Genomic DNA, 20,380 nt, shown 5'->3' with positions numbered 1-20,380 from the left:
GGCGCCGGCCAAGACCCCTGGGGGACTCGGCAGTATGTCGACGTTCCGGCGAAGAGCTACTCCCCTTCTGCGTCCTCAAGGGTACGGCATGCCGTACGCGCCCCGTCAGGGACCAAGGTCCCGGGCCTCACGGTGCACTCTGCCGCGCGCGACGAGTTCGAGCACCACCGACACGGCGATCGCCTGTACGGCCATGAGGGCGACCAGGACGAAGAGCTGGACCGCGCCCGCCTGCACGGGGGAAGCGCCGCCGAGCAGCATGCCGACGAACGCCCCGGGCAGCGTGACAAGGCCCACCGTCCTCGTCTGATCGAGGCCGGGCAGCAGCGCGTCGGACGCGGCGGGCCTGGCGATCTCCAGGCGGGCGTCCCGGTCGGGCAGTCCGAGCGCCATCCCCGCCTCCACCTCGCCGCGCCGCGCGGTCAGCTCGTCGAGCGCGCGGCGCCCGCCGAGGACGGTCGCGGTGAGCGCGCCGCCGATGAGGATGCCGGTGACGGGGATCAGGGCGATGCCCTTGACGGGGACGAGTCCGGTGAGCAGCAGCGCCGCGACGACCGGGACCACTCCGGCGGCGATGGGGGCGGCCGCCCATCGCCAGGTGCGGTTGGCGGTCATCCGGCGCCCCGCGGTGCGTACCGCGACCGCGAACATCAGCAGCAGGAAGCCGAGGAGAAGCGGAACCGAGCGGACGACCCAGTGGATCGCCAGGGCCACCACGCCGAGTTGGACCGCCGCCCGCACCCCCGCGATCAGGATCTCGCGGTGGCGCCCCAGGTGCGCCGCGGCGGCCACGCCCGCCGCGGCGAGGAGCAGGGCGACGAGGACGGCTCCGAGCGTGATGTTCACGGGCAGCAGCACGCGTCAACCGTACGGCGTGCGGCTCTTGGAGACGGTATGTCAGGCGCGGTGCGGGGCGGTGTCGCCGCAGTGTCGTCCGAAGTCTTGATCTGACGTGACCATGTCGCCACGCTGTTACCTGGCGCCCATCCCCAGGCAACCCGGCGCCGCCACGCTGGCCGGACCGCCCGTCCCGCGGCCGGTCAAGTTCCCCCCACATCAAGGGAGTTCGCATGTCAGACGCCATAGCAGTCCGCACGCCCCGCGTCTACGCGCGTCGCACGGCCGTCTTCGCCGCCGCGGCCGCGCTCGCCGCGGCCGGTGCGCTGATCACCGCCCCGGCCGCCGAGGCCGCGCCGCCCACCCCGGTGAGCGCCGCCACCGCCCGCACCTACCTGGGCGAGCTGACCGTGCAGGCGGAGGGCTCGCTGACGGGGTACAGCCGCGACAAGTTCCCGCACTGGATCACCCAGTCCGGCACCTGCAACACCCGCGAGGTCGTCCTCAAGCGCGACGGCACGAACGTGACGACCGACTCCAGCTGCGCTGCCACCGGCGGCAGTTGGTACTCCGCCTACGACGGCGCCACCTGGTCCGCCTCGGCCGACGTGGACATCGACCACATCGTGCCGCTCGCCGAGGCCTGGCGTTCGGGCGCGAACGCCTGGACCACCCCCCAGCGCCAGGGCTTCGCCAACGACCTGACACGCCCCCAGCTGATCGCGGTCACCGACAACGTCAACCAGTCCAAGGGCGACAAGGACCCGGCCAAGTGGCTGCCCTCGCTCACCTCCTACCGCTGTACCTACGCGCGAATGTGGGTCGACGTGAAGCACTACTACAGCCTCACGGTCGACTCCGCCGAGAAGTCCACCCTCCAGTCCATCCTCAACGGCTGCTGATGTCACGGCGGTTGTGACGACCGCCGGAACCTGTCGCGTCGTCTCCTCGTTCCGTACCGTCCGTACTCCTACGAACGGATCGACGACGGAGGGGGTTCCATGGCCGGGCTTCGCCTGGGTCCACTGCTGCGCTACCTGGATCCGTGCGGCGGCGCCACGGTCTGGGTCGAGACCGACCGGCCGTGCACGGCCGGTGTGCGCTGCGCCGACGGCGCCCGGGGCAGCGCGCGCACGTTCCAGATCGCGGGGCACCACTACGCCCTGGTCCCGGTGGAGGGGCTGACACCGGGCACCACCACCTCCTACGAGGTGCTGCTCGACGGGCGGCCGGTCTGGCCGGCGCCCGGCTCCGGATTCCCGCCGAGCACCCTCACCGTCCCTGCGGCCGGGGCCACCGGGCTGCGCGTCACCTTCGGCTCCTGCCGCCGCGCGCCCGACCCCGCCGGCACGGACGCACTCGACGCCCTCGCCGCGCGGCTCGCGGCCGACCCGCGGGCCGAGCGGCCCGGCGTCCTGCTGCTCCTGGGCGACCAGGTGTACGCCGACAGCGTCTCGCCGGACACGCGGCGCTGGCTGGCCGCCCGCCGGGACCTGCGCGACGCCCCGGGCGCCGGGGTCGCGGACTACGAGGAGTACACCCGGCTGTACGACGAGTCCTGGCGAGATCCGGAGGTGCGATGGCTGCTCTCCACCGTGCCGAGCTGCCACATCTTCGACGACCACGACGTGATCGACGACTGGAACTCCAGCGCCGCCTGGCTCGCCGAGATGCGGGCCACGCCCTGGTGGCAGGAGCGGGTGCTCAGCGGGCTCATGTCGTACTGGGTGTATCAGCACCTGGGCAACCTCTCCCCCGCCGAGCTCGCCGCCGACCCGCTGTACGCGACGGTGCGGAGCGTGCCGGACGGCACGGAGGCGCTGCGCTCCTTCGTGGCGCGGGCCGACGCGGACCCGGCGTCCGTGCGCTGGAGCTACCGGCGCGACTTCGGCCGCACCCGTCTGGTCATGGTGGACACGCGGGCGGCCCGCGTCCTGGCCGAGGACCGGCGGGCGATGCTCGACCCCGGCGAGGCGCGGTGGCTGCGCGAGCAGGTGCTCGACGCCCCGGGCTCCTTCGACCATCTGCTGATCGGCACCTCGCTGCCCTGGCTGCTCCCTCCGCTCATCCATGACGCGGAGGGCTGGAACGCGGCGCTCTGCGCGGGCTCGCGCGGGCCGCGCTGGGCACGCGCCGCAGAGCGGCTGCGGCGCCGGGCGGACCTGGAGCACTGGGCCGCGTTTCCCGCCTCGTTCGCCCTCCTCGGCGATCTGATCGCCCGCGTGGGGTCGGGCCCCGGCGCCCCGGCCACGATCAGCGTCCTGTCGGGGGACGTGCACCACGCCTATGTGGCGGAACCCTTCTGGCCAAATGTTGCCCCTCAACCCGCCTCCTACGTCGCACAGTTGACGTGTTCGCCCGTCCACAACTCGGTTCCGGCCCCCGTGCGGGCCGGATTCCGCTTCGGCTGGAGCCGGCTGGGGCGCAGGCTCGGACGCGTCCTGGCGCGGCACGGCCGAGTGGTACAGCCCGTGCTCGACTGGCGCAGGACCGGCGGCCCTTGGTTCGGCAACCAGCTGATGACCCTTGCGCTGCACGGCCGTTCCGCACACCTGCGCCTCGAACAGGCACGTCGCAACCGACGACGGCGCATTGGTCCAGCCCAATGGGAGACCGTTCTCGACCGCCCACTCGCCCCCGGCGCCCCTCCTGGCTCAATTCAGCCGCCCGAAACAAGCAATTAATTATGTTGAACTTGCAAGCACTACTGAGGCCTGCCTAACCTGTGGACCCCATCGGTCACGTCCCCAACCGAAGGAGCCCCCCATGGCTTCCCCCACGCTCGACGTCGCCGGCGCGCGCCCGTACGCGCTGGCCCTGTTCCGCATAGTCATCGGCCTCCTCTTCGCCTGCCACGGCGCGGCCTCCCTGTTCGGCGTCTTCGGCGGCACGATGGGCGGCGGCTCCATCCCCGCGGGCACCTGGCCCGGCTGGTACGCCGCGGTGATACAGCTGGTCGGCGGCATCCTGGTGCTGGCCGGCCTCTTCACCCGCCCCGCCGCCCTGATCTCCTCGGGCTCCATGGCGTACGCCTACTTCAGCGTCCACCAGTCCCACGCGCTGCTCCCCCTGCAGAACGGCGGCGAGCCCTCCGCGATGTACTGCTGGGCCTTCCTGCTCCTCGCGTTCACGGGCCCCGGCGCCTTCGCCCTCGACCAGCTCTTCGGCTCCCGCCGCACCGCCCGCCCGGCCGCGGACGCCCAGCGCGAGACCGTCGCCGCCTGAGCCCCGCCGCCGCTCGGCGCGCAACACCCCGTCCGCTGCCCGGAGTTCACCCGCCGAACTCCGGGCAGCGGCATGCCGCGGCGTCGCACCACCACCCCTGACGGAAACCCGCGCAGGTCCGGGCGTACGCTCTAAGGCTGTACCGCCGCCCCTGCCGCTTCCCCGCGACACCGCGGTATTCACCGTCCGGGGAAACGACAAGCCGCTGAGGAGCGAACGTGCTGGAGAGTGTGGGGGCGCTCACGTCGAGCCCCTGGATCTACGCCGTGGTCGCCCTCTCCGTGCTGCTCGACGTCTTCCTCCCCGTCCTTCCCAGCGGGGTGCTCGTGATCACGGCGGCGACAACGGCCGCGGGGTCGGCGACCGCCGCCGGGGCCGGGGACGCCACCCGGGCCGGCCACGCCGATCTGCTCGCCCTCGCCGCGTGCGCCGCCATAGCCTCCGTCCTGGGCGACCTCATCGCGTACCGCCTGGCGCTTCGCGGCGGCGCCCGCCTGGAGCGCGCCATCGCCCGCTCACGCCGCCTGACCCGTGCGCAGGAACGACTCGGCATCGCGCTGAGCCGGGGCGGCGGCGGCCTCGTCGTCATCGCGCGCTTCGCCCCGGCCGGGCGCTCCGTCGTCTCGCTGGGCGCGGGCGCGGCACGGCGCAAGGTCCGCGAGTTCCTGCCCTGGTCGGCGCTTGCGGGCGTGGCCTGGGCGACGTACAGCGTGGGGCTCGGCTACTTCGGTGGCCAGTGGCTCGGCGCGACCTGGCTGGGCACCGCCGTGTCGCTCCTCGCCCTGTTCGCGGCGGGCGCCCTCGCCGCGTACGTCGTCAAGCGCCCGTCGCCGGCGCCCGCGCCGGTTTCCTGACGAGGAGCCCGCCGGTTCGCTGCGGGCGCCCGCAGCGTCTCCCGACACGACCCGCGCGTCTCGCGACACGATCCGCGCGTTTCCCGACACGATCCGCGCGTCTCCCGACGGAAGCCCGCGCACTCTCGCCGAGGCTCGCGCCACTCTCTATGAGAGCGCGCGCTTGTCCTTCCGAGCGAGCCCAGAGCGCCGCCGGGGTCAGGCGGAGCTCTTCGCGGCCGCGCCCCGCACCTCAAGCCCGGCCAGGAGCTCGCGGGTCGCCTCCGCTATCTCGTCCACCGCACGCTCGAACACCTCCCTGTTGTGCGCGGCCGGCGCCCGGAACCCGGACACCTTGCGCACGTACTGCAGGGCCGCGGCCCTGATGTCGTCCTCCGTGGCCTCCTCCGGCATCGCCGGCGGCCTCAATGTCTTGATGCTTCTGCACATGCCTCCAGTGTGACCGACGCCACTGACAACGGCCCGGGAGCGGCTCCCCGGCCGAGCCCCGGGACCGGCTCCCCGGCCGAAAACCGCGAGGCTGCGCCGGGCACGCCGTCTAGAGTCGGAGGCATGGCGGAAGCAGCGAACGGCAACGGCACAAGCACCGGCCCCGTGCGCGTCGACAGCTGGATCTGGTCGGTCCGGCTGACCAAGACGCGCTCCCAGGCGGGCACGGCCTGCCGGGGCGGCCACGTCCATGTCAACGGTGAGCGCGTGAAGGCCTCCCACCTGGTGAAGGCCGGTGACGAGGTGCGGGTGCGCCTCGACGGCCGCGAGCGGATCGTGAAGGTCGTCCAGCTGCTGCGCAAGCGGGTCGGCGCCCCGGTCGCGGCGGAGGCGTACATCGACAAGAGCCCGCCGCCGCCCGCCCGCGCGGACGCGCTCGCGGCGGGCGTACGCGACCGCGGCCTCGGCCGGCCGACCAAGCGCGACCGGCGCGAGATGGAACGGCTGCGCGGCCTGGCGGAGAGCCGTCGCAGCGCGGGCTGAGAGCGGGTCGCAGCGCGGGCCGAGAGCGGGTCGGGGCGGGCGTCCCGGGGTGCAGGGGCGGGCGGCAGGCGATTAACTCACGCGCCAACTGCCCCCGCGGCGCAGTAACTTGAGGGCTCGACCCGGGGACCGGGGGGAAGCTCCCGGACCGCCTTACAAGGACCCATCATGATCCTCTGGATGATCCTTCTCGCCCTGACCCTCTACGGATTCGGCCTCGGCCCCGGCGGCATCGTCCTCTGGGTGGCCGTCGTGGCCGTCCTGTTCACCGGCCGGCGCCGTTCGGGCGGCGGCTCGTCCTCCGGCCCCGGCGCCGGGGCCGGGACCGGCCGTCCGGACGCCACCTACCGCGCCTACCGCGCGCGGCGGGACCGCATGGACCGCTGGGAGCGGCGCTACGAGCGCGAGCGCCAGGGCCTCTTCTCGCGCGACCGCGACTGATCGCGTTCCGGCGCAACGGCCGGCTACAGCCAGCCGTTGCGCCGGAACCCGCGGTGAATGACGAAACAGGCCGCGGCCATGAGGCCGAGCGCCATGAAGTAGCCGTAACGCCAGTGCAGTTCGGGCATGTTCTCGAAGTTCATGCCGTAGATGCCGCACACCATGGTCGGCACGGCGACGATGGCGGCCCAAGCGGTGATCTTTCGCATGTCCTCGTTCTGGGCGACGGTCACCTGGGCGAGGTGGGCCTGCAGTATGGAATCGAGCAGGCCGTCGAAGGAGGCGATCTGCTCGGTGGTGCGCAGCAGATGGTCGGCCACGTCACGGAAGTACGGCCTGATCTCGGGGGCGACGGAGGGCATCGCTTCACCGGCGAGCTTCTGCAGGGGCCGGTCGAGCGGCGCCACCGCCCGCTTCAGTTCGAGGACTTCGCGCTTGAGCTGGTAGATGCGTCCCGCGTCGCCGCGTTCGGCGTTCTCGGCGAAGACGGCGGTCTCGACGGCGTCCATGTCGCTCTGCATGGCGTCGGCGACCTCCACGTACTCGTCGACGACCTGGTCGACGAGGGCGTGCAGCACCGCCGAAGGACCTTTGGTGAGCTGCTCGCGCTCACACTCCAGGGCCTCCCGCAGCGGTCCGAGCGAGCCGTTCATGCCGTGCCGGACGGTGATGACGAAGTCGGGCCCGGTGAACACCATCAGCTCGCCGGTGTCCACCACTTCGCTGGTGGCGGTGAGTTCCTCGTGCTCGACGTACCGGCACGTCTTGAACACCGCGAACAGCGTGTCGTCGTACGGGACGACCTTGGGCCGCTGGTGGGCCGTGATGGCGTCCTCGACGGCCAGCGGGTGCAGCCCGAACAGCTCGGCGAGCCCGGCGAACTCCCCCTCGGTCGGCTCGTGCAGCCCGATCCACACGAAGGCTCCGCCGCCGAGCTTGCGCACCCGGCGCAGCGCCTCGTCCACCGGGCCGTCGTCCTGCTGCCGTATCCCGTCGACGTACACCGCGCAGTTGACGACGGCGCTCCCCAGCGGCGAGCGCGCGGGGTGGCTGAGGTCGACGCTCCTGCGATAGGCGCGGCGCACCGCCCTCCGCAGATTTCGCATCATCGCCACGACAAGCTTCCCTTCCCCGCCTTCATCGATCGGCCGCCAGTGTGCCACCGCCCGCCGTACGTCCCCGCACCTCCCTGGGGGACGTGATCCGCCCGGCGCGCGTTCCCCCACGGGCGTACGGGCGTACGGCAGCGGCGCGCGTTGCCCCACAGGGTGTACGGCACCCGCGCGCGTCCCCTCACGGGCGTACGGCGGCGGCGGCCACCGCCCGCAGGTAGCGCCGGGTGGCCAGATCCTGGAGCAGCCGCGTGAGGGGGCCGCCGAGCCGGGCGTACCAGGTGGCGGGCCGGGAGAACGCTGCGACCTCGAACCATACGAGCCCGTCCGCCTCCCGCCCCACGACGAACGACTCCTCACCGCACTCGGGGTGTCCGGGCAGCGTGCCGTAGGCGAACCCGATGCGCTCGGCGGAACGCACGGTCCACACGACGCGGCAGGGAATGACGAGACGGGGGAACCCGGGGAGCCAGGGGAGCCCGAGAAGCCCGGGGAGGCGCAGAACGACCAGCGCGGTGGCGCCGGGAGCGGCGATCGCAGAGGGGGCAGGGATCGCGGAGGGGGCGGTGATCGCGGAAGAGGTGGTGGACACTCCGGTCGCCTCCGACACCCCCGGGGCCGGGTACACCCCGAAGCCCGCACCGCGCTGAACGCCCCAGGTCAACACGTACGTCCCGGCCCGCTCGAACGCCTCGGGACCGTGCCCGACCGTGATCCGGCGCCGGAAGACCCGATACGCGCCGCCCGCCGTCGGCAGCCCCGGCCCGCCGGTCGCGCCGACCTCCGCGTAACTGGGCTCGCTCGCACAGGCACGCTCGTACGCCGCCCGAAGATCCCGCCGTACACCCATGGCCCGCTCCCCCTCGCTCCCGGCCCGCCCCGAAGCCGGCCCATGCCGCGTCCGTGCCGCGTCCGTGCCGCGTCCGTGCCGCGTCCGTGCCGCGTCCGTGCGGCACGCGGACGGCGGAGAATATCCCGAGCCCGGGACAGCGTCCTCCACGGCCCCGCGCGACGGTCGAAGTCTCACCCCGCACAGGGGTTACGTTTCAGCCAACCACAGGCGTAATCTCGGCCATCCGGCGGCGTCCTCCCCCGCTCCTGGCCCGCCGGAAACCGGCGTCGAGCGTTTCCCCGAGCCCGCTGCGGCGCCGCCGCGAAGCCCCGTCCGCACCCACCGACGGGGCTTCCCGCTGAGGTCCCCCGGGGGCCGGGAAACCGGGCCTCGCGGACCCGGCCTCACGCACCCACGATCGAGTACGTCGCGTCGCGGGGCGTGCGGGGCGGGGTAGCGGCCGTGTAGTGCACGTGCAGAACGGTGAAGTACGCCTCCCCGGACTGGCCGGGCCTGGGGCGGACGGTGTCGAGCCGGACCGTCACGGGGAACTCGTGGAAGCGGCCGGCGGCGCAGTAGGGGACGCAGTCGTTCACCACGTCCGAGCCCCGGCCTTCCGCGGACGTCTGCCCCCACTGCGTCCAGTGCAGGGAGACCAGCCCGTTGTTCCCGTCACCGCAGGCGATCAGGTAGCTGGTCGGCCGGACCTGGGACTGCCCGGAACAGTCGACCACGACGGTGGTGGGCTCAACCTGCCGGCCCTCTCCAGCGGCCGCCCCGGCCGGTCCGACCGTGACGGCAAGCGCCGCGACGGCGCCCATGAGGACTGCTGCCTTGGCCTTCTGCCGACGCATGCGACCCATGTCTGCTCCTCGGACGCTCCAGTGCGAAGCGGGTGCGCCGCGCGGGTGCGGCGGCGCAGTTCCCATTGTCCCCTTCCCGCCGCACACCGCGACCGCTCGGCGGGGGACGGCGCCTTTGCGGCCCGGGGGCGGGCGGTCGCGGTGAGGGCGCGCGGTCAGTGCAACGCGCCGAGGGCCCGCACGACGAGGGACCGGGCCTCGGCCCCGTGGACCGCCATGCCGCGCAACTCCTCGAACGCCGTCAAGTACAGCGCGATGTGCGCGGGTTGGCGGCTCCTCACCTTCACCGAGACGAGTTCAACCGATACGAGGGAGCCGTCGTACACATGAGTCGTACACACGAAACGCCCCACGCGGCCACCCCTGCTCTCGCCGCGCCCTCATCCGGTCTGCACCAGGCCCGGGACGAGTGCCGAAAAGTGGCCGCGGAACAGACGCGTCTGGTGGCAGAGCGTATGAGGGCGCCGTCCCGCACCTGCTCAAGTCCGTTGCGGACGTGGTGGCGCCACTCGGTATAGACGGACTCGGCGTGGAGCGGCTGCGCGATCGGGGCGTCGGCCTCGCCACGGACCGGCACATCAAGAGCGCCGGCTGCACCGTCGACCTCGGCCTGTGGCAGTCGCCCGAGCATCAACTCGCCTCCGTGGCCGCGTCGTGCCGGCACTCCGACGACAGTGGCCCCATCGTCATCGTCCCCAAACCGAAGGGCTGAGCCCTAGCACTCACCACCCCGGCCGGCCAGCCCTGCCGCCGGGGCCTCTCACCGCCGTACGACATCCGCGCGGGGGCACGCCGATTGCGTCGGGAAGTGGGCTCTTTGCGGACTGTGGTCACAGAGAAGCCCCCCGGCCGATGACGACCGGGGGGCTTCTCAACAGGCTCTCGCCTGTTCTTACTACCGGTGGGCGTGGACGGTTTCGAACCGCCGACATCTGCTTTGTAAGAGCCGAGGTAAACAGGCCTCTATGACCTTGCCTCAGCCCTTTGACCTGCGGTCACGCAGCACGCCCATGATCCCGATTGATCGTTTGGGAGATATTTGGGAGATCAACTCCTCGGGGAGCTTTCTTCAAGTCGACCCGGCCCCACAGCGTGCGCCACTTCAGATTATGCATCGCCCGCTCGTAGATCTCCTGCAATCCGTCAAGACGTTCCTGGCGCATCGCAGGCGTTGGGTGCTGGTACACCGCCTTGATTCCCGGGCGCTTGTGGCCCGCCTGCTCGAACATCAAGGCCGGCCGTACCCCGATCTGCTCCTGATAGGTGTCGTGCGTGTGCCGCAAGGCCCTCATGGTCAGCCCAGGCATGATCGGATCCCATGCAGGCCGCGGCTGGTGCCCCTTGACCGTCGGCAGCGCCTCGCGGCCATCCGCCGCCGGCCGGATGTGGGCCCGGGTGAAGTTGGAACGGCGCCACCACTTACCCGACGGCGTGCAGAACACGTACTCGTGCGGCCAGTCCGCAAGGTGGTACCGCAGCAGCTCTGTCAGGAATGGGGGCACGTCGATGTCCCGTCCGCGGGTGCCGTTCTTCGGCGGCTCCAGCCGGTGCACCATCCCCGTCTTGTTGCCCTCCTCGTCGCGCCCCTCGTACTCAACGAGCTCCCCCACCTCCTCATCCACCCTGATCACGGGACATTCGAACCAGCCGCCGTCATACGCCTGCCGTCGCGTGCGCAGAACGTTGTCTCGGTGTAGCCCGGCCCCTTCGCCCCAGCCGAGCCCCGTGAACGCGGTCGCGATGACGTGCAGCCCGATTGCCGGGCCCAGGCGTTGCGCCATCTGCAACACGACCTCCGGCGGCGCCCACTTCTCCTCATCCTTCTTCTTCTGGCTCGCGCCGGCCATACCTGCGGCGGCACGCGTCCGTCGTCGGGCGTACAGCGGATTCACCGACAGGTGCTTGGCGTCGACCGCGCCGGTCAGGATCGACGACATCAGACTGACCGCGTGACCGGCGGTCGTCTCGTCGCAGGACAGGCCCTGCTGCCAGGCATCGACGTCGAACCAGTTGATGGCGATCATCGGCGTGTGCTCCCACGTGGGCAGGATGTGCTGCTCCAGCAGGTTCCACCGCTTGCCGACCGTGTTGCCGCGCTTGGGCTTGGCCTTCATCCACTTCCGGGCGAACTCGCCGAAGTGCATCCGCTGGAGAGCCGGGTCGATCCAGCGGCCGGCCCGGATGGCGGCCTCCTGCTCCTCGCCCCACTCCTCGGCCTTCTTCTTCGTGGGGAATCCAGGCTCGGTGCCGTACTTGCCGTTGGCCAGCTTGTACTTGCATCGCCAGGTGAACTGCTTGGTCTGCTTGCCGTTGCGGACCTTGTAGACCTTTTCGCCGTAGGCCATGACCTCAACCCCCTTGCCGGTACTGCCCATTGTCCTCCAGCCGCCGATGACAGCAGGGGTTAATGGCAGGACTTAGCCGTTTCGAGCGTGGGCGATCCGAGGAGGCCGGCGAGGGCACGGTTCACTTCGTCATGCCCCGCGGCCGTGAGGGTCCCGCCGACCCCAACTAGGGACTCGTCGGCGTAGACGCGAATGTGGAGTGGTTCCCTCTTGACCCATACCAGGGTTCCGTCTGGAAGACCGGCAGCGCTGTACACATGGACACACATCGGCACCCCGCTTGATCCGACTGGTGGCCCCATAGTCAGCGTTCGGTCATGCAACCACACATTCGGGTCAGTTGTGCAGGGTTTGTAGTGACTGAAATGGCCTCGTGCTACTGGCCGTTGGCCGGGTCGCCGATGGGGTTGTCGAGCTCCTTGAGGTGCTCTCGCGCGCGGCGCCACGCTTCGAGATGACGCAGGCGCTCCTCGGGAGTCGGGTTCTTCGAGCCGCCCTTGACGACGACGACCATGTTGGTGCCGTCTCCGAGCGGGATGACGGCCGTGTCCACGAGCACACCCTCACGGTCGAGTTCGTCCTGCACCGCCATAGGGAGGCCGGCGTCGTCCGCGCGCGAGGTTGGTCGCACCGGTGCCTGGCTGCCCGAAATGACCGTGGGCTCGCCGCCGGCCAGCACTCGCTCGGGCGAGTCGAAGGTCCAGTTGAGGAACTGCGCATAGGCGCGAATTGCCCCGGTGACCTTCGAGAACCGCTGGCCGCCCTCGATGTTCGCGATGGTCGAGCGGCTGATGTTGAGCGCTGCCGCCACGTCGTCTTGCCGCACCTCGGGACGGCGCGCCTTGCGTGCGGCCTTCAGTGCCTCGCCCAGTGCTGCCCAGTCCTGGTCCATGACTCCGCATCATGCCTTATTTCTGTGCAACCCAGAAGTCCAGTTTCTGGGCTTTGACCTGCACATTAGTAGCCAATTCAAGCACTCAGGGTTGCAGGGGGCGCCCGACATACGCGACGCGTGCGCCCCTGTCACCGAGTGTCACGTCCAGAAAATCTACAAACTGCGTCCCCAGACCGCTTGCGCATGTAGCGAAACTGGGTCTAGTTTCTAAACGTGAGACCGAACGGAACGGCCATAAGGGCGATCCGCACAGCTCAGAACATGAGCCTGCGCGCCATGCAGACGGCAACCGGACTGAACAGGGGTTACCTCTCCCGCCTGGAGAGGGGGCTCATCCGAGAGCCGGACGACGAGCCGGTCCTGAAGGTCGCCAGCGCACTGAACGTGCCGCCAGACGCCATAACTCACAAGGAGACGACGTGACCGCCAAGGCCACGAAGGCGCCCCCCATGCAGACAGTCACCAAGGCCCGACGCTCCGCACTGGCACGGAAGGCCGCCGAGGAACTGGACCTCATCCGCTGGACGCCGGAAGAGGTCGTCGAGAAGCAGCTCCTGCCCTACCGCAGCGTCCGCAGCCTCAAGGAAAAGTGCTACCGCCGCGAGGTCTTCCACCACACGGACGGCGGGCGGATCACCTTCACGCCCGACGACATCCGCCGCGAGCACGACCGCGGACAGGTCGCCCCCGCCGCCTAGGCGGCTATGCGGGCCGGCCGCCGGTAACCGCCAAGTCCCCGGCAGACGGCCCTCCGAGATCCACACCTCTGCACGCAACTACCTGCGAGAGAGAGCGAGAAGCTCGTGAACAAGATTGTCTCACCGGCCACCGAGGTACCGCGAGGTGCGGGCGTGGTCTGGCTGCTGATGCAGGGCGAGTTCGGTGAGGGCGGCACTGTCCTCGGTGTCTTCGCCGACCGCGAGTTGGCCAAGGGCCAGTTCGTCGACGCCGCCGCGAGGCTGCCGTTCAGGATCGACGACGCAAAGCAGGAAGACGACGGTTCGATCCGCCTGTCTGCCGGCTGCGACTGGCTGTCGCTGGAGCCGCACCCGCTGACGTCCCGCCCGGAACTCGCCAACGGCGGTGCGCGATGAGTATCGCGACCACTCCCGAGTTCAAGCAGCTGGTCATGGCTATGGACCATGACATCCCTGCCGATGTGGCATCCGATCTGCTGGCCGCCTTCTACGACGCGGTCCGCGCCGAGGCTGCCGCTGACGTCCGTCGCGCCGAACTGCCGTCGTTCCCTGCCGGGGAGCGCGTCGAGTTGGTCGCGCAGATGATGCGGGCCATCGACGCCCGGATCGCCGAGCACGGGGCGGAAGCCCCCTACGGCGTCGCCGGACAGTCACTGACGCCGGTGCGCGAGGCCGAGATCCGGGCCCGCGTCGAGGCCGCCACCGAAGGTCCGTGGCACGTGGAAAACCACAAGCCGTCGCTGGAGCGCCTGGTCGAAGACGAGACGGGCCTGCTCTCGGTGAGCCTCGGCTATCTCGGCAACAACAACCAGGACGACGCCGCGTTCATCGCTCACGCCCGCGAGGACGTCCCCGCACTGCTCGCCGAACTGGACCGACTGCGGGTCGAGCGCGACGCCCTCAAGGACCGCCTGCACCGTGCGGCATTGGCGAGGACGTGGCGGAACGAGGACGGCAAGAAGTTCGTGTTCGTCGAGGACATCGCCGGCCCGCTGCTTGGCCGCGACGACGCCGAGGCGGGTGACCGGTGATGGCGACTCCCACGAACCCGATCGAGCGCCTGGACGTGCCGCTGCCTCGTCTCGCAGCAGAGATGAAGGCGCTGGTCGCCCGTCAGCGTGCCGCGGCTCTGGAGCGGCAGATCGCGGAGATCTCCGCGCACGCCCACGCAGCCGTGCCCGTGCCGGATGGCCGCCTTGCGGAGCAGTGGCACCAGTTCCTCGACATCGACCCCGACCTGCGGGGCCGCGACTACACCCGCACCGAGTGCACCCGTGGAGGGGCGTCATGAGCAACCCGCAACTGGCCGCCGTGTACGAGAAGGCCGCCGATGTGATCCAGACGAACGGCCACTGCAAGGGCTGGTTCTACGACATCGATGCGGAAGGTTCGCCGCCCGTGCACAGCCTGCGCGTATGCGCTCTCGGCGCTCTCTCCGTCGCTGTGACGGGGATCCCGCAGCCGCCGGAGGAACTGGATGGGCTGCTCGCCGAGGCCGTCGCCGACCTGTCGCCGCGAATTGTCTCCGGGACGGTAGGGGAGGACCCGGTCGAGCGGATCGCGGACTGGAACGACGCCGACGCCCGCACGCCGGCCGAGGTCGTGGACACCCTGCTGCTCGCCGCGAAGGCGGTGGCGTGATGAGCACCGTCGCTGAGCACCTGCCGACCCGCCCGTGCAAGTCGTCTGCGGGCCGCCGTCGCCGCCACGTGAAGCAGCTGGGCTACCGCATCCACCAGATCGTCCCGGCCGCGCACACGGTGCTGCTGACCCCGGTCTGGACGGACGCCCACGGCGACCCCGAGGTGGTGTTCATGGCCCTGGTCCGAGACGCGTCGGGCCGGGCCCTGAAACTCCGCTCCGGAGACTCCCGGCAGCTCGCCGCGCTCGTGCAGGGCGCGTTCCCCACGGCGGACTGGTCGCGGTCGCAGACCTGGCGGACCGACACCAACAGCCTGATGACCCTGCCGCACGCGCTGGGCCGGTGGGGCTGGTGAGCACCGACCTGGAACGCGAGCTCCGCAACGCCAAGGAGCTGAACGCGCTGCTCACGGAGCGGCTGGAGCTGCTTCAGGCCGTGAATGAGTCGGCCTATCTGGAGGCCTACGCCGCGCACTCGGGACCGCACTTCTGCCCTGACCGCCCCTTCGGCGGCGAGGCCAAGGAGGCGGCGGCATGAGCCCGAGCCTCCGCATCGTGGCCGTCCTCGCGGCCGCCGAAACCGCCGCTTCCATCGCCGCCCTGATCTGGGCATGCCGACAAACCTGGGGGAACCGATGAGCACCCTTGACCGCATCGCCGCTTCCGGAAACAGCCAGTACGACGAGGCAGGTAACCGCGTCATTCCGAACCGCATCGTGTGCGCTGACGGTTTCTCCCTGTCGGTGATCGCCGGGTCGGGAAACTACTGCACCCCTCGTCCGGCGCTCGGCGGATTCACGTTCGGCTCGAACGCCCCGTCGGACTATCCGGGGCCGTACACCGAAGTTGAAGTCGGATTCCCGTCCGCCCGCCCTGAACCGTGGGGGACGTGGGAGCAGTACGTCGACGATCCCGAAGCGCCGACCGAAACGGTGTACGGCTACGTGCCCGTCGAGACGGTGCGGGCTCTCATCGACCTGCACGGTGGCGAGGCCGCCCGCTGCGACGACTGCCACGGGACCGTTCAGGCCGTCTCCATCGGCCTCGGGTGCGCCTGCCGCATCAACCAGGACGTGGAAGCCTCCCGCTGCACCTGCGGCCCGAAGGCCGGTGAGCGCGATGACGACTGACTTCCCGCCGATCGCCCTGACCGCCGCCGAGTGGGACGAGCTGGTCTTCGCCGCCGATGAGGCCGAGCACGCTGCGGACCTCGCTTGGTCCATCTACGACTCGGTCAAGCACTGGGTCGCAGCAGTCCTCCCGCTGCACGAACGCATGATCCGCGAGCGCCTGGGAGCCGACCTCGCCTCCGTTCAGGGCGAGTTGACCGAGGCTCGGCAGAAGGTTCGGATCGGCGAGCAGCAGGCCAAGCGTCTCGACGCCGAGAACTGCAAGCTCCGCGAGCTGGTTGCCCTCGGCCAGTGCGCCGACTGCGCCGAGATCGCCGAGGCCGTCGATGCCGACCTGGACGACGACGACATCGACGCCATGATGCGCACCGCCAACGACACCATGGTCCGCCAGCTCAACGACGTGCTCGACGTCGACGCCGGACTCGCCGAGATCCTCACCCGCCACGAGGGGGCGTGATGGCCGCCAACTTCATCGCCGCCGCGATCGGCGCGGTCGCCCTCGGCCTCGTGGTCTGGGGTCAACACCTCAGCGACCAGCGCCGCGCCCGCCGCGAAGCCGCCCGTACCGCCATCCCGCACCAGCGCCAGGGGGACCAGTCATGACGCTCACCCTCCCGTGGCAGGCCACGATCAGCCGCGCCCGGCACGCCGGCCAGACCCCGACCCAGCTGAAGGACCAGATCGCCAAGCTGCTCGCCGACAACCGGATGCTCATCGGCGAGACCTCGGACCTGAACTGTGCCGTCCACAAAGCCCTGATGAACTCCCTGCGCGACGAAATGCGCATCGCCCAGGCCGAGCGGGAGCGGGACGCGGCGGTCGCCGAAGTCCGGCGGCTCCAGAGCAAGGTGATCCGCGCCGGCGCCGAGCAGGAGCGCCTCCGCCAGGCCGTCATCCAGGCCCGGCCCCGGATCACCGAAGTGCCGTGCGAACTCGTCCGGCCGTACTCGCCCGACGTGGTCCTGCCCTACGTCTCGCCCGTGCCGTACCGCGACACCAGCAACGAGACCACGCAGACGCTGCCCCTCCTCGACGTGCCGCAGGAGGTGGCGTGATGGACAAGCCCGTCCCGACGGACCTCTGCCCCGCCCACACCGCCCTCGCCCGGCACTGGCACCGCAACCACTACAACCCGCAGAGCCCCAGCGAATGGCCCGTCGGCCTGTCCGCCACGCTCCGCGACCACCGGTCGGCGCCGCTCCTCATGGACTCCCGCACCACGGACGAGGAACGCGCACACGACTTCGAGCGGAAGAACCAGACACAGATCGAGTCGGTCATCCAGATCTGCCGGTCCGGGCGGTCGCCGCAGTGCAGTCCTGCCCTCCTCACCGGCGAGGCAGCGAAGACACCCCGGACAGCCGCGGCGATCGGCATCCAGACCCGCCTGGAGGTGGCGTGATGGATCCCTACTACCAGGACGAGCAGGTAACTCTCCTCCTCGGTGACGCCCTTGCGGTGCTCCGTACCCTGGCGGACCGGTCGGTGGACTGCATCGTCACGAGCCCGCCGTACTACGGGCTGCGGAACTACGGCACGCCCGGCCAGTACGGGCTGGAGCCCACGCCCGAGGAGTACATCGACACCCTTCGGGCGGTGTTCACCGAAGCACGGCGTGTCCTCGCCGAGGACGGCACGCTGTGGCTGAACTTGGGCGACTCCTACGGCTCCGCAATCGAGTGCCGCAGCCGTGCCGGCGTGGGCCCCGCGGCCCGGTCGGCTCCGGGACAGCTGAAAAGCCTGCAACTCATCCCGGAGCGGGTCTGCCTGGCGCTGTGGGGCGACGGCTGGATCCTGCGCAACAAGATCGTCTGGCACAAGACGAGCTGCATGCCCGAACCCGTCACCGACCGGTTCCGCAGCAAGCACGAGATCGTCTATTTCCTCACCGCACAGGACCAGTACCGGTTCGACCTGGACGCGGTGCGCGAAGCCCCGCAGTCCCGGCCCGGCGCCACATGGCAAGAACGCAAGGCCGCAGGCGCCAGCGGCCGTCACGGGGCGAGCGGCGACAGAGCCGGAGAAACCATCCCGAGTCTCGCCGCCCACCCGAACGGCGCCAACCCCGGAGACGTCTGGGCCATCGCACCGGCACGCCTCCGCGAAGCCCACTTCGCCGTCATGCCCCTCGAACTGGCGACCCGCTGCATCAAGGCCGGCTGCAAGACCGGCGGGACTGTGCTGGATCCGTTTTCCGGCGCCGGCACCACCGGCGTAGCGGCCGTGGGGCTCGGCCGGAAGTACATCGGCATCGACCTCAACTCCGACTACCACGACCTCGCCAAGCCGCGGTTCGCGCAGGGAGTCCTTCAGTTCGGCGCCGCCTAGACCGGTCCGCGCCTCCGGATGACATCGGCCAGTGGCGCGGACCCCACCACCACCCATACCGGCAGCTGTCGAGCCTCCCCCTCGCTCCGGCTGCCAGCCGCGGCTCCCGCGCCCAACACCCCCCAACCGGGCGCGGGAGCCCGGCATCCCACACCCGAAAGGCCCGCACCATGAGCACCGAGAACATCACCATCCCGCCCGAGGCCGCACGCCACGTCCTGTGGCACTACGGCCGAGTCGGCGGCCAGCAGCCCGGCACCTTCACCCAGCACCTCATGGCGGCCATCGAGAGCGCCGACGTCATCAACAGGGCGACTCTGCGCGGCGCGTACCCGGCGCTGTCGGCAGCGCTCCACATGGCCCGCTACGACGAGGAGGGGCTGTCGAAGCTCCTCGCCGCCGCGACGCAGCCGCACTGCGCGGACTGCGGCGACACCGACGGGCCGTTCGCCGAGCGCGTCGAGGGCTACGTCTGCGAGCCCTGCACCAAGAAGCGCGCCCTGTGACCGCCGCGACGGAGACGGCCGAGATCATCCCCGGCCTGTACGACATCCCCGCCGACCTCTACCACTCGGATCCGATTCCCGGCGGCAGCCTCTCCTCGACCGGCGCCCGCCAACTCGCCGACTGCCCGGCCCGGTTCAAGTGGAACCTCGACAACCCGCAGCCGCCGAAGAAGGCCTTCGACGTCGGCACCGCCGCCCACAAGCTCGTCCTTGGCGACGGGCCCGAGCTGGTGCTGGTCGACTACGACCGGTGGGATAGCAAGGCCGCGAAGACTGAGATTGCCGAAGTCCGTGCCGCTGGCGCAGTGCCGCTGAAGCGAGCCGAGCTCGACGGCGTGAAGGCCATGGCCGAGGCGCTGCGCCAGCACCCCGAGGCAGCGGCCCTGCTGGAACCCGGGTCCGGTGTTGCCGAACAGTCGATGTTCTGGGAAGCCGACGGGATCTGGCGCCGAGCACGGCCCGACTGGCTGCGTGCCAACGAGATCGTCGACTACAAGACGACCACCAGCGTGGACCCCGAAGAGATCTCCAAGACCGTCCACAAGTGGGCTTACCACCAACAAGCGGACTGGTACCGCACGGGCGCCTGGGAGCTCGAACTCGTCGGCCCCGAGGCCCGGTTCGTCTTCATCTTCCAGGAGAAACAGCCGCCCTACCTGGTGACCGTCGCCGAACTCGACGTGACCGCCATGGACATCGGCCGGCGCCTCAACGAGAAGGCCCTCTACCACTACGCCCACGGCCGCGCCACCGGCCACTGGCCCGGCTACTTCCCGACCACCGCCCTCATCCCGCTCCCCGCCTGGGTCGAGCGCCAGTACAACAGCTAGGAGCAGTCCGTGAACCAGCTTCCCCCGCCCGTGCGCGCCGGCCGCCAGAACCCGGCCGCCGGTGGCGACAACGGCTTCGCCTTCCGGCCAGCCACCAAGGCCGGACGCAAAGCCCGCCTGTCCATTCAGGGCGTCTCCGGCTCCGGCAAGACGTGGACCGGCCTCGGCATCGCCCACGGCCTGTCCGAGGGCAAGCCCTTCGCGGTCATCGACACCGAGAAGGGCGCGGCCAGCCTCTACGCGGGCATCGGCGGCATCCAGTTCGACAGCTGCCCGATGGACACCTACAACCCCCGCGACCTGATCCGCGTCCTGGACGCCGCAGCCCAGGCCGGATACCCGACCGTGTTCGTCGACAGCCTCAGCCACTTCTGGACCGGAGCCGAAGGCACCCTCGACCAGGTCGACAAGGCCAGCAGCAAGTACGGCGGCAACAAGTTCGCCGGCTGGAAGGACGGGACGCCGCTCCAGAACGACATGGTCGCCGCGATCCTCGCCTACCCCGGCCACGTCGTCGCCTCGATGCGCTCCTACACCGAGTGGGTGCTGGAGCCTGGCAAGTCCCCGAGGCGCGTCGGGACCCGCCCTGAGCAGCGCAAAGGCATCGAGTACGAGTTCGACATCGCGGTCTCCATGGACCTCGACAACCGGCTCGAAGTCCTCAAGTCCCGCTGCCCCGGCCTCAGCCGCAAGGTCATCGAGCGGCCCAACGGAGCCCGCGACATCGCTGCGCCGCTCCTCGCCTGGCTGAGTGCCGCCCCGGCCCCCGAGGCCACCGAACTGCGCGAGAACCCCGAGTAGTAGCCCGCATGCGCCTGAGCCGGCCGCGGGCAATGCGGCCGGCTCGCCACTAGGAAACCACGCTCTG

Annotated in this window: 31 protein-coding genes, 1 tRNA gene and 1 pseudogene; 24 read left to right on the top strand and 9 right to left on the bottom strand. The window is 70.7% G+C overall.

Translation table 11 applies throughout. The annotated features are described in order from the left end of the window. Positions 1 to 105: 105 nt before the first annotated feature. Positions 106 to 858: an ABC transporter permease gene (locus OG432_RS24810; RefSeq protein ID WP_328313165.1), complete on the bottom strand. Its 753-nt coding sequence runs from the start codon at positions 856 to 858 to the stop codon at positions 106 to 108. A gap of 212 nt (positions 859 to 1,070) precedes the next feature. On the opposite strand from OG432_RS24810, the gene OG432_RS24805 reads away from it, so the two are divergent. From OG432_RS24805 to OG432_RS24790, 4 genes are all read left to right on the top strand, one after another. After that, positions 1,071 to 1,739, top strand: a complete 669-nt coding sequence (locus tag OG432_RS24805; protein ID WP_328313164.1) for an HNH endonuclease family protein — start codon at positions 1,071 to 1,073, stop codon at positions 1,737 to 1,739. 99 nt (positions 1,740 to 1,838) lie between these two features. After that, positions 1,839 to 3,521, top strand: a complete 1,683-nt coding sequence (locus tag OG432_RS24800) for an alkaline phosphatase D family protein (RefSeq protein WP_328313163.1) — start codon at positions 1,839 to 1,841, stop codon at positions 3,519 to 3,521. Positions 3,522 to 3,603: 82 nt separating this feature from the next. Beyond that, positions 3,604 to 4,062: a DoxX family protein gene (locus OG432_RS24795; RefSeq protein ID WP_328313162.1), complete on the top strand. Its 459-nt coding sequence runs from the start codon at positions 3,604 to 3,606 to the stop codon at positions 4,060 to 4,062. Positions 4,063 to 4,280: 218 nt separating this feature from the next. Beyond that, a complete protein-coding gene (locus tag OG432_RS24790) occupies positions 4,281 to 4,916 on the top strand; it encodes a DedA family protein (RefSeq protein ID WP_328313161.1) in 636 nt (211 codons plus the stop codon). 198 nt (positions 4,917 to 5,114) lie between these two features. Here the strand turns inward: OG432_RS24790 and OG432_RS24785 are convergent, their stop codons facing one another. Beyond that, a complete protein-coding gene (locus OG432_RS24785; protein WP_328313160.1) occupies positions 5,115 to 5,345 on the bottom strand; it encodes a DUF2277 domain-containing protein in 231 nt (76 codons plus the stop codon). A 123-nt stretch (positions 5,346 to 5,468) separates the two neighbouring features. On the opposite strand from OG432_RS24785, the gene OG432_RS24780 reads away from it, so the two are divergent. Both OG432_RS24780 and OG432_RS24775 read left to right on the top strand, forming a co-directional pair. After that, complete coding sequence (locus OG432_RS24780) at positions 5,469 to 5,888, top strand: RNA-binding S4 domain-containing protein (RefSeq protein WP_443058447.1); 420 nt, start codon at positions 5,469 to 5,471, stop codon at positions 5,886 to 5,888. Positions 5,889 to 6,056: 168 nt separating this feature from the next. Then, entirely contained in the window at positions 6,057 to 6,329 is a 273-nt protein-coding gene (locus OG432_RS24775) for a hypothetical protein (RefSeq protein ID WP_328313158.1), read from the top strand. 23 nt (positions 6,330 to 6,352) lie between these two features. Here the strand turns inward: OG432_RS24775 and corA are convergent, their stop codons facing one another. From corA to OG432_RS24755, 4 genes and pseudogenes are all read right to left on the bottom strand, one after another. Continuing rightward, positions 6,353 to 7,438 carry a magnesium/cobalt transporter CorA gene (gene corA / locus OG432_RS24770; RefSeq protein ID WP_328315225.1) on the bottom strand — a complete coding sequence of 362 codons (1,086 nt, stop codon included), beginning with the start codon at positions 7,436 to 7,438 and terminating at the stop codon, positions 6,353 to 6,355. A gap of 184 nt (positions 7,439 to 7,622) precedes the next feature. Next, on the bottom strand, positions 7,623 to 8,291 hold the full coding sequence (locus OG432_RS24765; protein WP_328313157.1) for a DUF1990 family protein: 669 nt from the start codon (positions 8,289 to 8,291) through the stop codon (positions 7,623 to 7,625). A 386-nt stretch (positions 8,292 to 8,677) separates the two neighbouring features. After that, on the bottom strand, positions 8,678 to 9,136 hold the full coding sequence (locus OG432_RS24760; protein WP_328313156.1) for a hypothetical protein: 459 nt from the start codon (positions 9,134 to 9,136) through the stop codon (positions 8,678 to 8,680). A gap of 155 nt (positions 9,137 to 9,291) precedes the next feature. Further along, a pseudogene (locus tag OG432_RS24755) lies at positions 9,292 to 9,465 on the bottom strand (transcriptional regulator); the annotation flags it as partial. A 167-nt stretch (positions 9,466 to 9,632) separates the two neighbouring features. On the opposite strand from OG432_RS24755, the gene OG432_RS24750 reads away from it, so the two are divergent. Continuing rightward, positions 9,633 to 9,848: a hypothetical protein gene (locus OG432_RS24750; protein WP_328313154.1), complete on the top strand. Its 216-nt coding sequence runs from the start codon at positions 9,633 to 9,635 to the stop codon at positions 9,846 to 9,848. Between the two features lie 190 nt (positions 9,849 to 10,038). Here the strand turns inward: OG432_RS24750 and OG432_RS24745 are convergent. From OG432_RS24745 to OG432_RS24735, 3 genes are all read right to left on the bottom strand, one after another. Further along, a tRNA-Val gene (locus OG432_RS24745) sits at positions 10,039 to 10,146 on the bottom strand. Then, positions 10,132 to 11,481, bottom strand: coding sequence for a hypothetical protein (locus OG432_RS24740; RefSeq protein WP_328313153.1), 1,350 nt, complete (start codon positions 11,479 to 11,481; stop codon positions 10,132 to 10,134). Before OG432_RS24740 ends, OG432_RS24745 begins: the two co-directional genes overlap by 15 nt. Positions 11,482 to 11,857: 376 nt before the next feature. Further along, complete coding sequence (locus OG432_RS24735) at positions 11,858 to 12,373, bottom strand: helix-turn-helix domain-containing protein (RefSeq protein ID WP_328313152.1); 516 nt, start codon at positions 12,371 to 12,373, stop codon at positions 11,858 to 11,860. 216 nt (positions 12,374 to 12,589) lie between these two features. On the opposite strand from OG432_RS24735, the gene OG432_RS24730 reads away from it, so the two are divergent. From OG432_RS24730 to OG432_RS24650, 17 genes are all read left to right on the top strand, one after another. Next, a complete protein-coding gene (locus OG432_RS24730) occupies positions 12,590 to 12,799 on the top strand; it encodes a helix-turn-helix domain-containing protein (protein WP_328313151.1) in 210 nt (69 codons plus the stop codon). After that, positions 12,796 to 13,074, top strand: coding sequence for a hypothetical protein (locus tag OG432_RS24725; protein ID WP_328313150.1), 279 nt, complete (start codon positions 12,796 to 12,798; stop codon positions 13,072 to 13,074). The genes OG432_RS24730 and OG432_RS24725 overlap by 4 nt, the downstream gene beginning before the upstream one ends. Positions 13,075 to 13,179: 105 nt before the next feature. Continuing rightward, positions 13,180 to 13,470 (top strand): hypothetical protein, encoded by a 291-nt coding sequence (locus OG432_RS24720; protein WP_328313149.1) that lies wholly within the window; start codon positions 13,180 to 13,182, stop codon positions 13,468 to 13,470. Next, on the top strand, positions 13,467 to 14,105 hold the full coding sequence (locus OG432_RS24715; RefSeq protein ID WP_328313148.1) for a hypothetical protein: 639 nt from the start codon (positions 13,467 to 13,469) through the stop codon (positions 14,103 to 14,105). Before OG432_RS24720 ends, OG432_RS24715 begins: the two co-directional genes overlap by 4 nt. After that, positions 14,105 to 14,365, top strand: a complete 261-nt coding sequence (locus OG432_RS24710; protein ID WP_328313147.1) for a hypothetical protein — start codon at positions 14,105 to 14,107, stop codon at positions 14,363 to 14,365. The genes OG432_RS24715 and OG432_RS24710 overlap by 1 nt, the downstream gene beginning before the upstream one ends. After that, on the top strand, positions 14,362 to 14,715 hold the full coding sequence (locus OG432_RS24705; protein WP_328313146.1) for a DUF6197 family protein: 354 nt from the start codon (positions 14,362 to 14,364) through the stop codon (positions 14,713 to 14,715). Before OG432_RS24710 ends, OG432_RS24705 begins: the two co-directional genes overlap by 4 nt. Continuing rightward, positions 14,715 to 15,071 (top strand): hypothetical protein, encoded by a 357-nt coding sequence (locus OG432_RS24700; protein WP_328313145.1) that lies wholly within the window; start codon positions 14,715 to 14,717, stop codon positions 15,069 to 15,071. The genes OG432_RS24705 and OG432_RS24700 overlap by 1 nt, the downstream gene beginning before the upstream one ends. Then, positions 15,068 to 15,253 (top strand): hypothetical protein, encoded by a 186-nt coding sequence (locus OG432_RS24695; protein ID WP_328313144.1) that lies wholly within the window; start codon positions 15,068 to 15,070, stop codon positions 15,251 to 15,253. Before OG432_RS24700 ends, OG432_RS24695 begins: the two co-directional genes overlap by 4 nt. Before the next feature lie 97 nt (positions 15,254 to 15,350). Further along, positions 15,351 to 15,845: a hypothetical protein gene (locus OG432_RS24690; RefSeq protein ID WP_328313143.1), complete on the top strand. Its 495-nt coding sequence runs from the start codon at positions 15,351 to 15,353 to the stop codon at positions 15,843 to 15,845. Next, positions 15,835 to 16,305 carry a hypothetical protein gene (locus OG432_RS24685; RefSeq protein ID WP_328313142.1) on the top strand — a complete coding sequence of 157 codons (471 nt, stop codon included), beginning with the start codon at positions 15,835 to 15,837 and terminating at the stop codon, positions 16,303 to 16,305. Before OG432_RS24690 ends, OG432_RS24685 begins: the two co-directional genes overlap by 11 nt. Beyond that, entirely contained in the window at positions 16,305 to 16,451 is a 147-nt protein-coding gene (locus tag OG432_RS24680) for a hypothetical protein (protein ID WP_328313141.1), read from the top strand. Before OG432_RS24685 ends, OG432_RS24680 begins: the two co-directional genes overlap by 1 nt. Next, positions 16,448 to 16,903 carry a hypothetical protein gene (locus OG432_RS24675; protein ID WP_328313140.1) on the top strand — a complete coding sequence of 152 codons (456 nt, stop codon included), beginning with the start codon at positions 16,448 to 16,450 and terminating at the stop codon, positions 16,901 to 16,903. The genes OG432_RS24680 and OG432_RS24675 overlap by 4 nt, the downstream gene beginning before the upstream one ends. After that, positions 16,903 to 17,250, top strand: a complete 348-nt coding sequence (locus tag OG432_RS24670) for a hypothetical protein (protein ID WP_328313139.1) — start codon at positions 16,903 to 16,905, stop codon at positions 17,248 to 17,250. Before OG432_RS24675 ends, OG432_RS24670 begins: the two co-directional genes overlap by 1 nt. Further along, positions 17,250 to 18,176, top strand: coding sequence for a DNA-methyltransferase (locus OG432_RS24665; RefSeq protein WP_328313138.1), 927 nt, complete (start codon positions 17,250 to 17,252; stop codon positions 18,174 to 18,176). The genes OG432_RS24670 and OG432_RS24665 overlap by 1 nt, the downstream gene beginning before the upstream one ends. 170 nt (positions 18,177 to 18,346) lie before the next feature. Continuing rightward, positions 18,347 to 18,682 (top strand): hypothetical protein, encoded by a 336-nt coding sequence (locus tag OG432_RS24660; RefSeq protein ID WP_328313137.1) that lies wholly within the window; start codon positions 18,347 to 18,349, stop codon positions 18,680 to 18,682. Then, positions 18,679 to 19,512, top strand: a complete 834-nt coding sequence (locus tag OG432_RS24655; protein WP_328313136.1) for a PD-(D/E)XK nuclease-like domain-containing protein — start codon at positions 18,679 to 18,681, stop codon at positions 19,510 to 19,512. Before OG432_RS24660 ends, OG432_RS24655 begins: the two co-directional genes overlap by 4 nt. Before the next feature lie 9 nt (positions 19,513 to 19,521). Next, on the top strand, positions 19,522 to 20,313 hold the full coding sequence (locus OG432_RS24650) for an ATP-binding protein (protein ID WP_328313135.1): 792 nt from the start codon (positions 19,522 to 19,524) through the stop codon (positions 20,311 to 20,313). Positions 20,314 to 20,380 lie beyond the last annotated feature (67 nt).

Source organism: Streptomyces sp. NBC_00442, from assembly GCF_036014195.1.
Taxonomy (GTDB): domain Bacteria; phylum Actinomycetota; class Actinomycetes; order Streptomycetales; family Streptomycetaceae; genus Streptomyces.
This window is presented reverse-complemented; position numbering and strand designations above follow the sequence as displayed.

Bases quoted from the DNA above. Each gene is read 5' to 3' on its own strand.
- OG432_RS24680 (WP_328313141.1), top strand. From the start codon at position 16,305: ATGGCCGCCAACTTCATCGCCGCCGCGATCGGCGCGGTCGCCCTCGGC.
- OG432_RS24710 (WP_328313147.1), top strand. From the start codon at position 14,105: ATGGCGACTCCCACGAACCCGATCGAGCGCCTGGACGTGCCGCTGCCT.
- OG432_RS24760 (WP_328313156.1), bottom strand. From the start codon at position 9,136: ATGGGTCGCATGCGTCGGCAGAAGGCCAAGGCAGCAGTCCTCATGGGC.
- OG432_RS24670 (WP_328313139.1), top strand. From the start codon at position 16,903: ATGGACAAGCCCGTCCCGACGGACCTCTGCCCCGCCCACACCGCCCTC.
- OG432_RS24740 (WP_328313153.1), bottom strand. From the start codon at position 11,481: ATGGCCTACGGCGAAAAGGTCTACAAGGTCCGCAACGGCAAGCAGACC.
- OG432_RS24775 (WP_328313158.1), top strand. From the start codon at position 6,057: ATGATCCTCTGGATGATCCTTCTCGCCCTGACCCTCTACGGATTCGGC.
- OG432_RS24700 (WP_328313145.1), top strand. From the start codon at position 14,715: ATGAGCACCGTCGCTGAGCACCTGCCGACCCGCCCGTGCAAGTCGTCT.
- OG432_RS24665 (WP_328313138.1), top strand. From the start codon at position 17,250: ATGGATCCCTACTACCAGGACGAGCAGGTAACTCTCCTCCTCGGTGAC.
- corA (WP_328315225.1), bottom strand. From the start codon at position 7,438: ATGATGCGAAATCTGCGGAGGGCGGTGCGCCGCGCCTATCGCAGGAGC.
- OG432_RS24735 (WP_328313152.1), bottom strand. From the start codon at position 12,373: ATGGACCAGGACTGGGCAGCACTGGGCGAGGCACTGAAGGCCGCACGC.
- OG432_RS24765 (WP_328313157.1), bottom strand. From the start codon at position 8,291: ATGGGTGTACGGCGGGATCTTCGGGCGGCGTACGAGCGTGCCTGTGCG.
- OG432_RS24660 (WP_328313137.1), top strand. From the start codon at position 18,347: ATGAGCACCGAGAACATCACCATCCCGCCCGAGGCCGCACGCCACGTC.
- OG432_RS24705 (WP_328313146.1), top strand. From the start codon at position 14,362: ATGAGCAACCCGCAACTGGCCGCCGTGTACGAGAAGGCCGCCGATGTG.
- OG432_RS24800 (WP_328313163.1), top strand. From the start codon at position 1,839: ATGGCCGGGCTTCGCCTGGGTCCACTGCTGCGCTACCTGGATCCGTGC.
- OG432_RS24795 (WP_328313162.1), top strand. From the start codon at position 3,604: ATGGCTTCCCCCACGCTCGACGTCGCCGGCGCGCGCCCGTACGCGCTG.
- OG432_RS24675 (WP_328313140.1), top strand. From the start codon at position 16,448: ATGACGCTCACCCTCCCGTGGCAGGCCACGATCAGCCGCGCCCGGCAC.
- OG432_RS24805 (WP_328313164.1), top strand. From the start codon at position 1,071: ATGTCAGACGCCATAGCAGTCCGCACGCCCCGCGTCTACGCGCGTCGC.
- OG432_RS24780 (WP_443058447.1), top strand. From the start codon at position 5,469: ATGGCGGAAGCAGCGAACGGCAACGGCACAAGCACCGGCCCCGTGCGC.
- OG432_RS24685 (WP_328313142.1), top strand. From the start codon at position 15,835: ATGACGACTGACTTCCCGCCGATCGCCCTGACCGCCGCCGAGTGGGAC.
- OG432_RS24715 (WP_328313148.1), top strand. From the start codon at position 13,467: ATGAGTATCGCGACCACTCCCGAGTTCAAGCAGCTGGTCATGGCTATG.
- OG432_RS24690 (WP_328313143.1), top strand. From the start codon at position 15,351: ATGAGCACCCTTGACCGCATCGCCGCTTCCGGAAACAGCCAGTACGAC.
- OG432_RS24785 (WP_328313160.1), bottom strand. From the start codon at position 5,345: ATGTGCAGAAGCATCAAGACATTGAGGCCGCCGGCGATGCCGGAGGAG.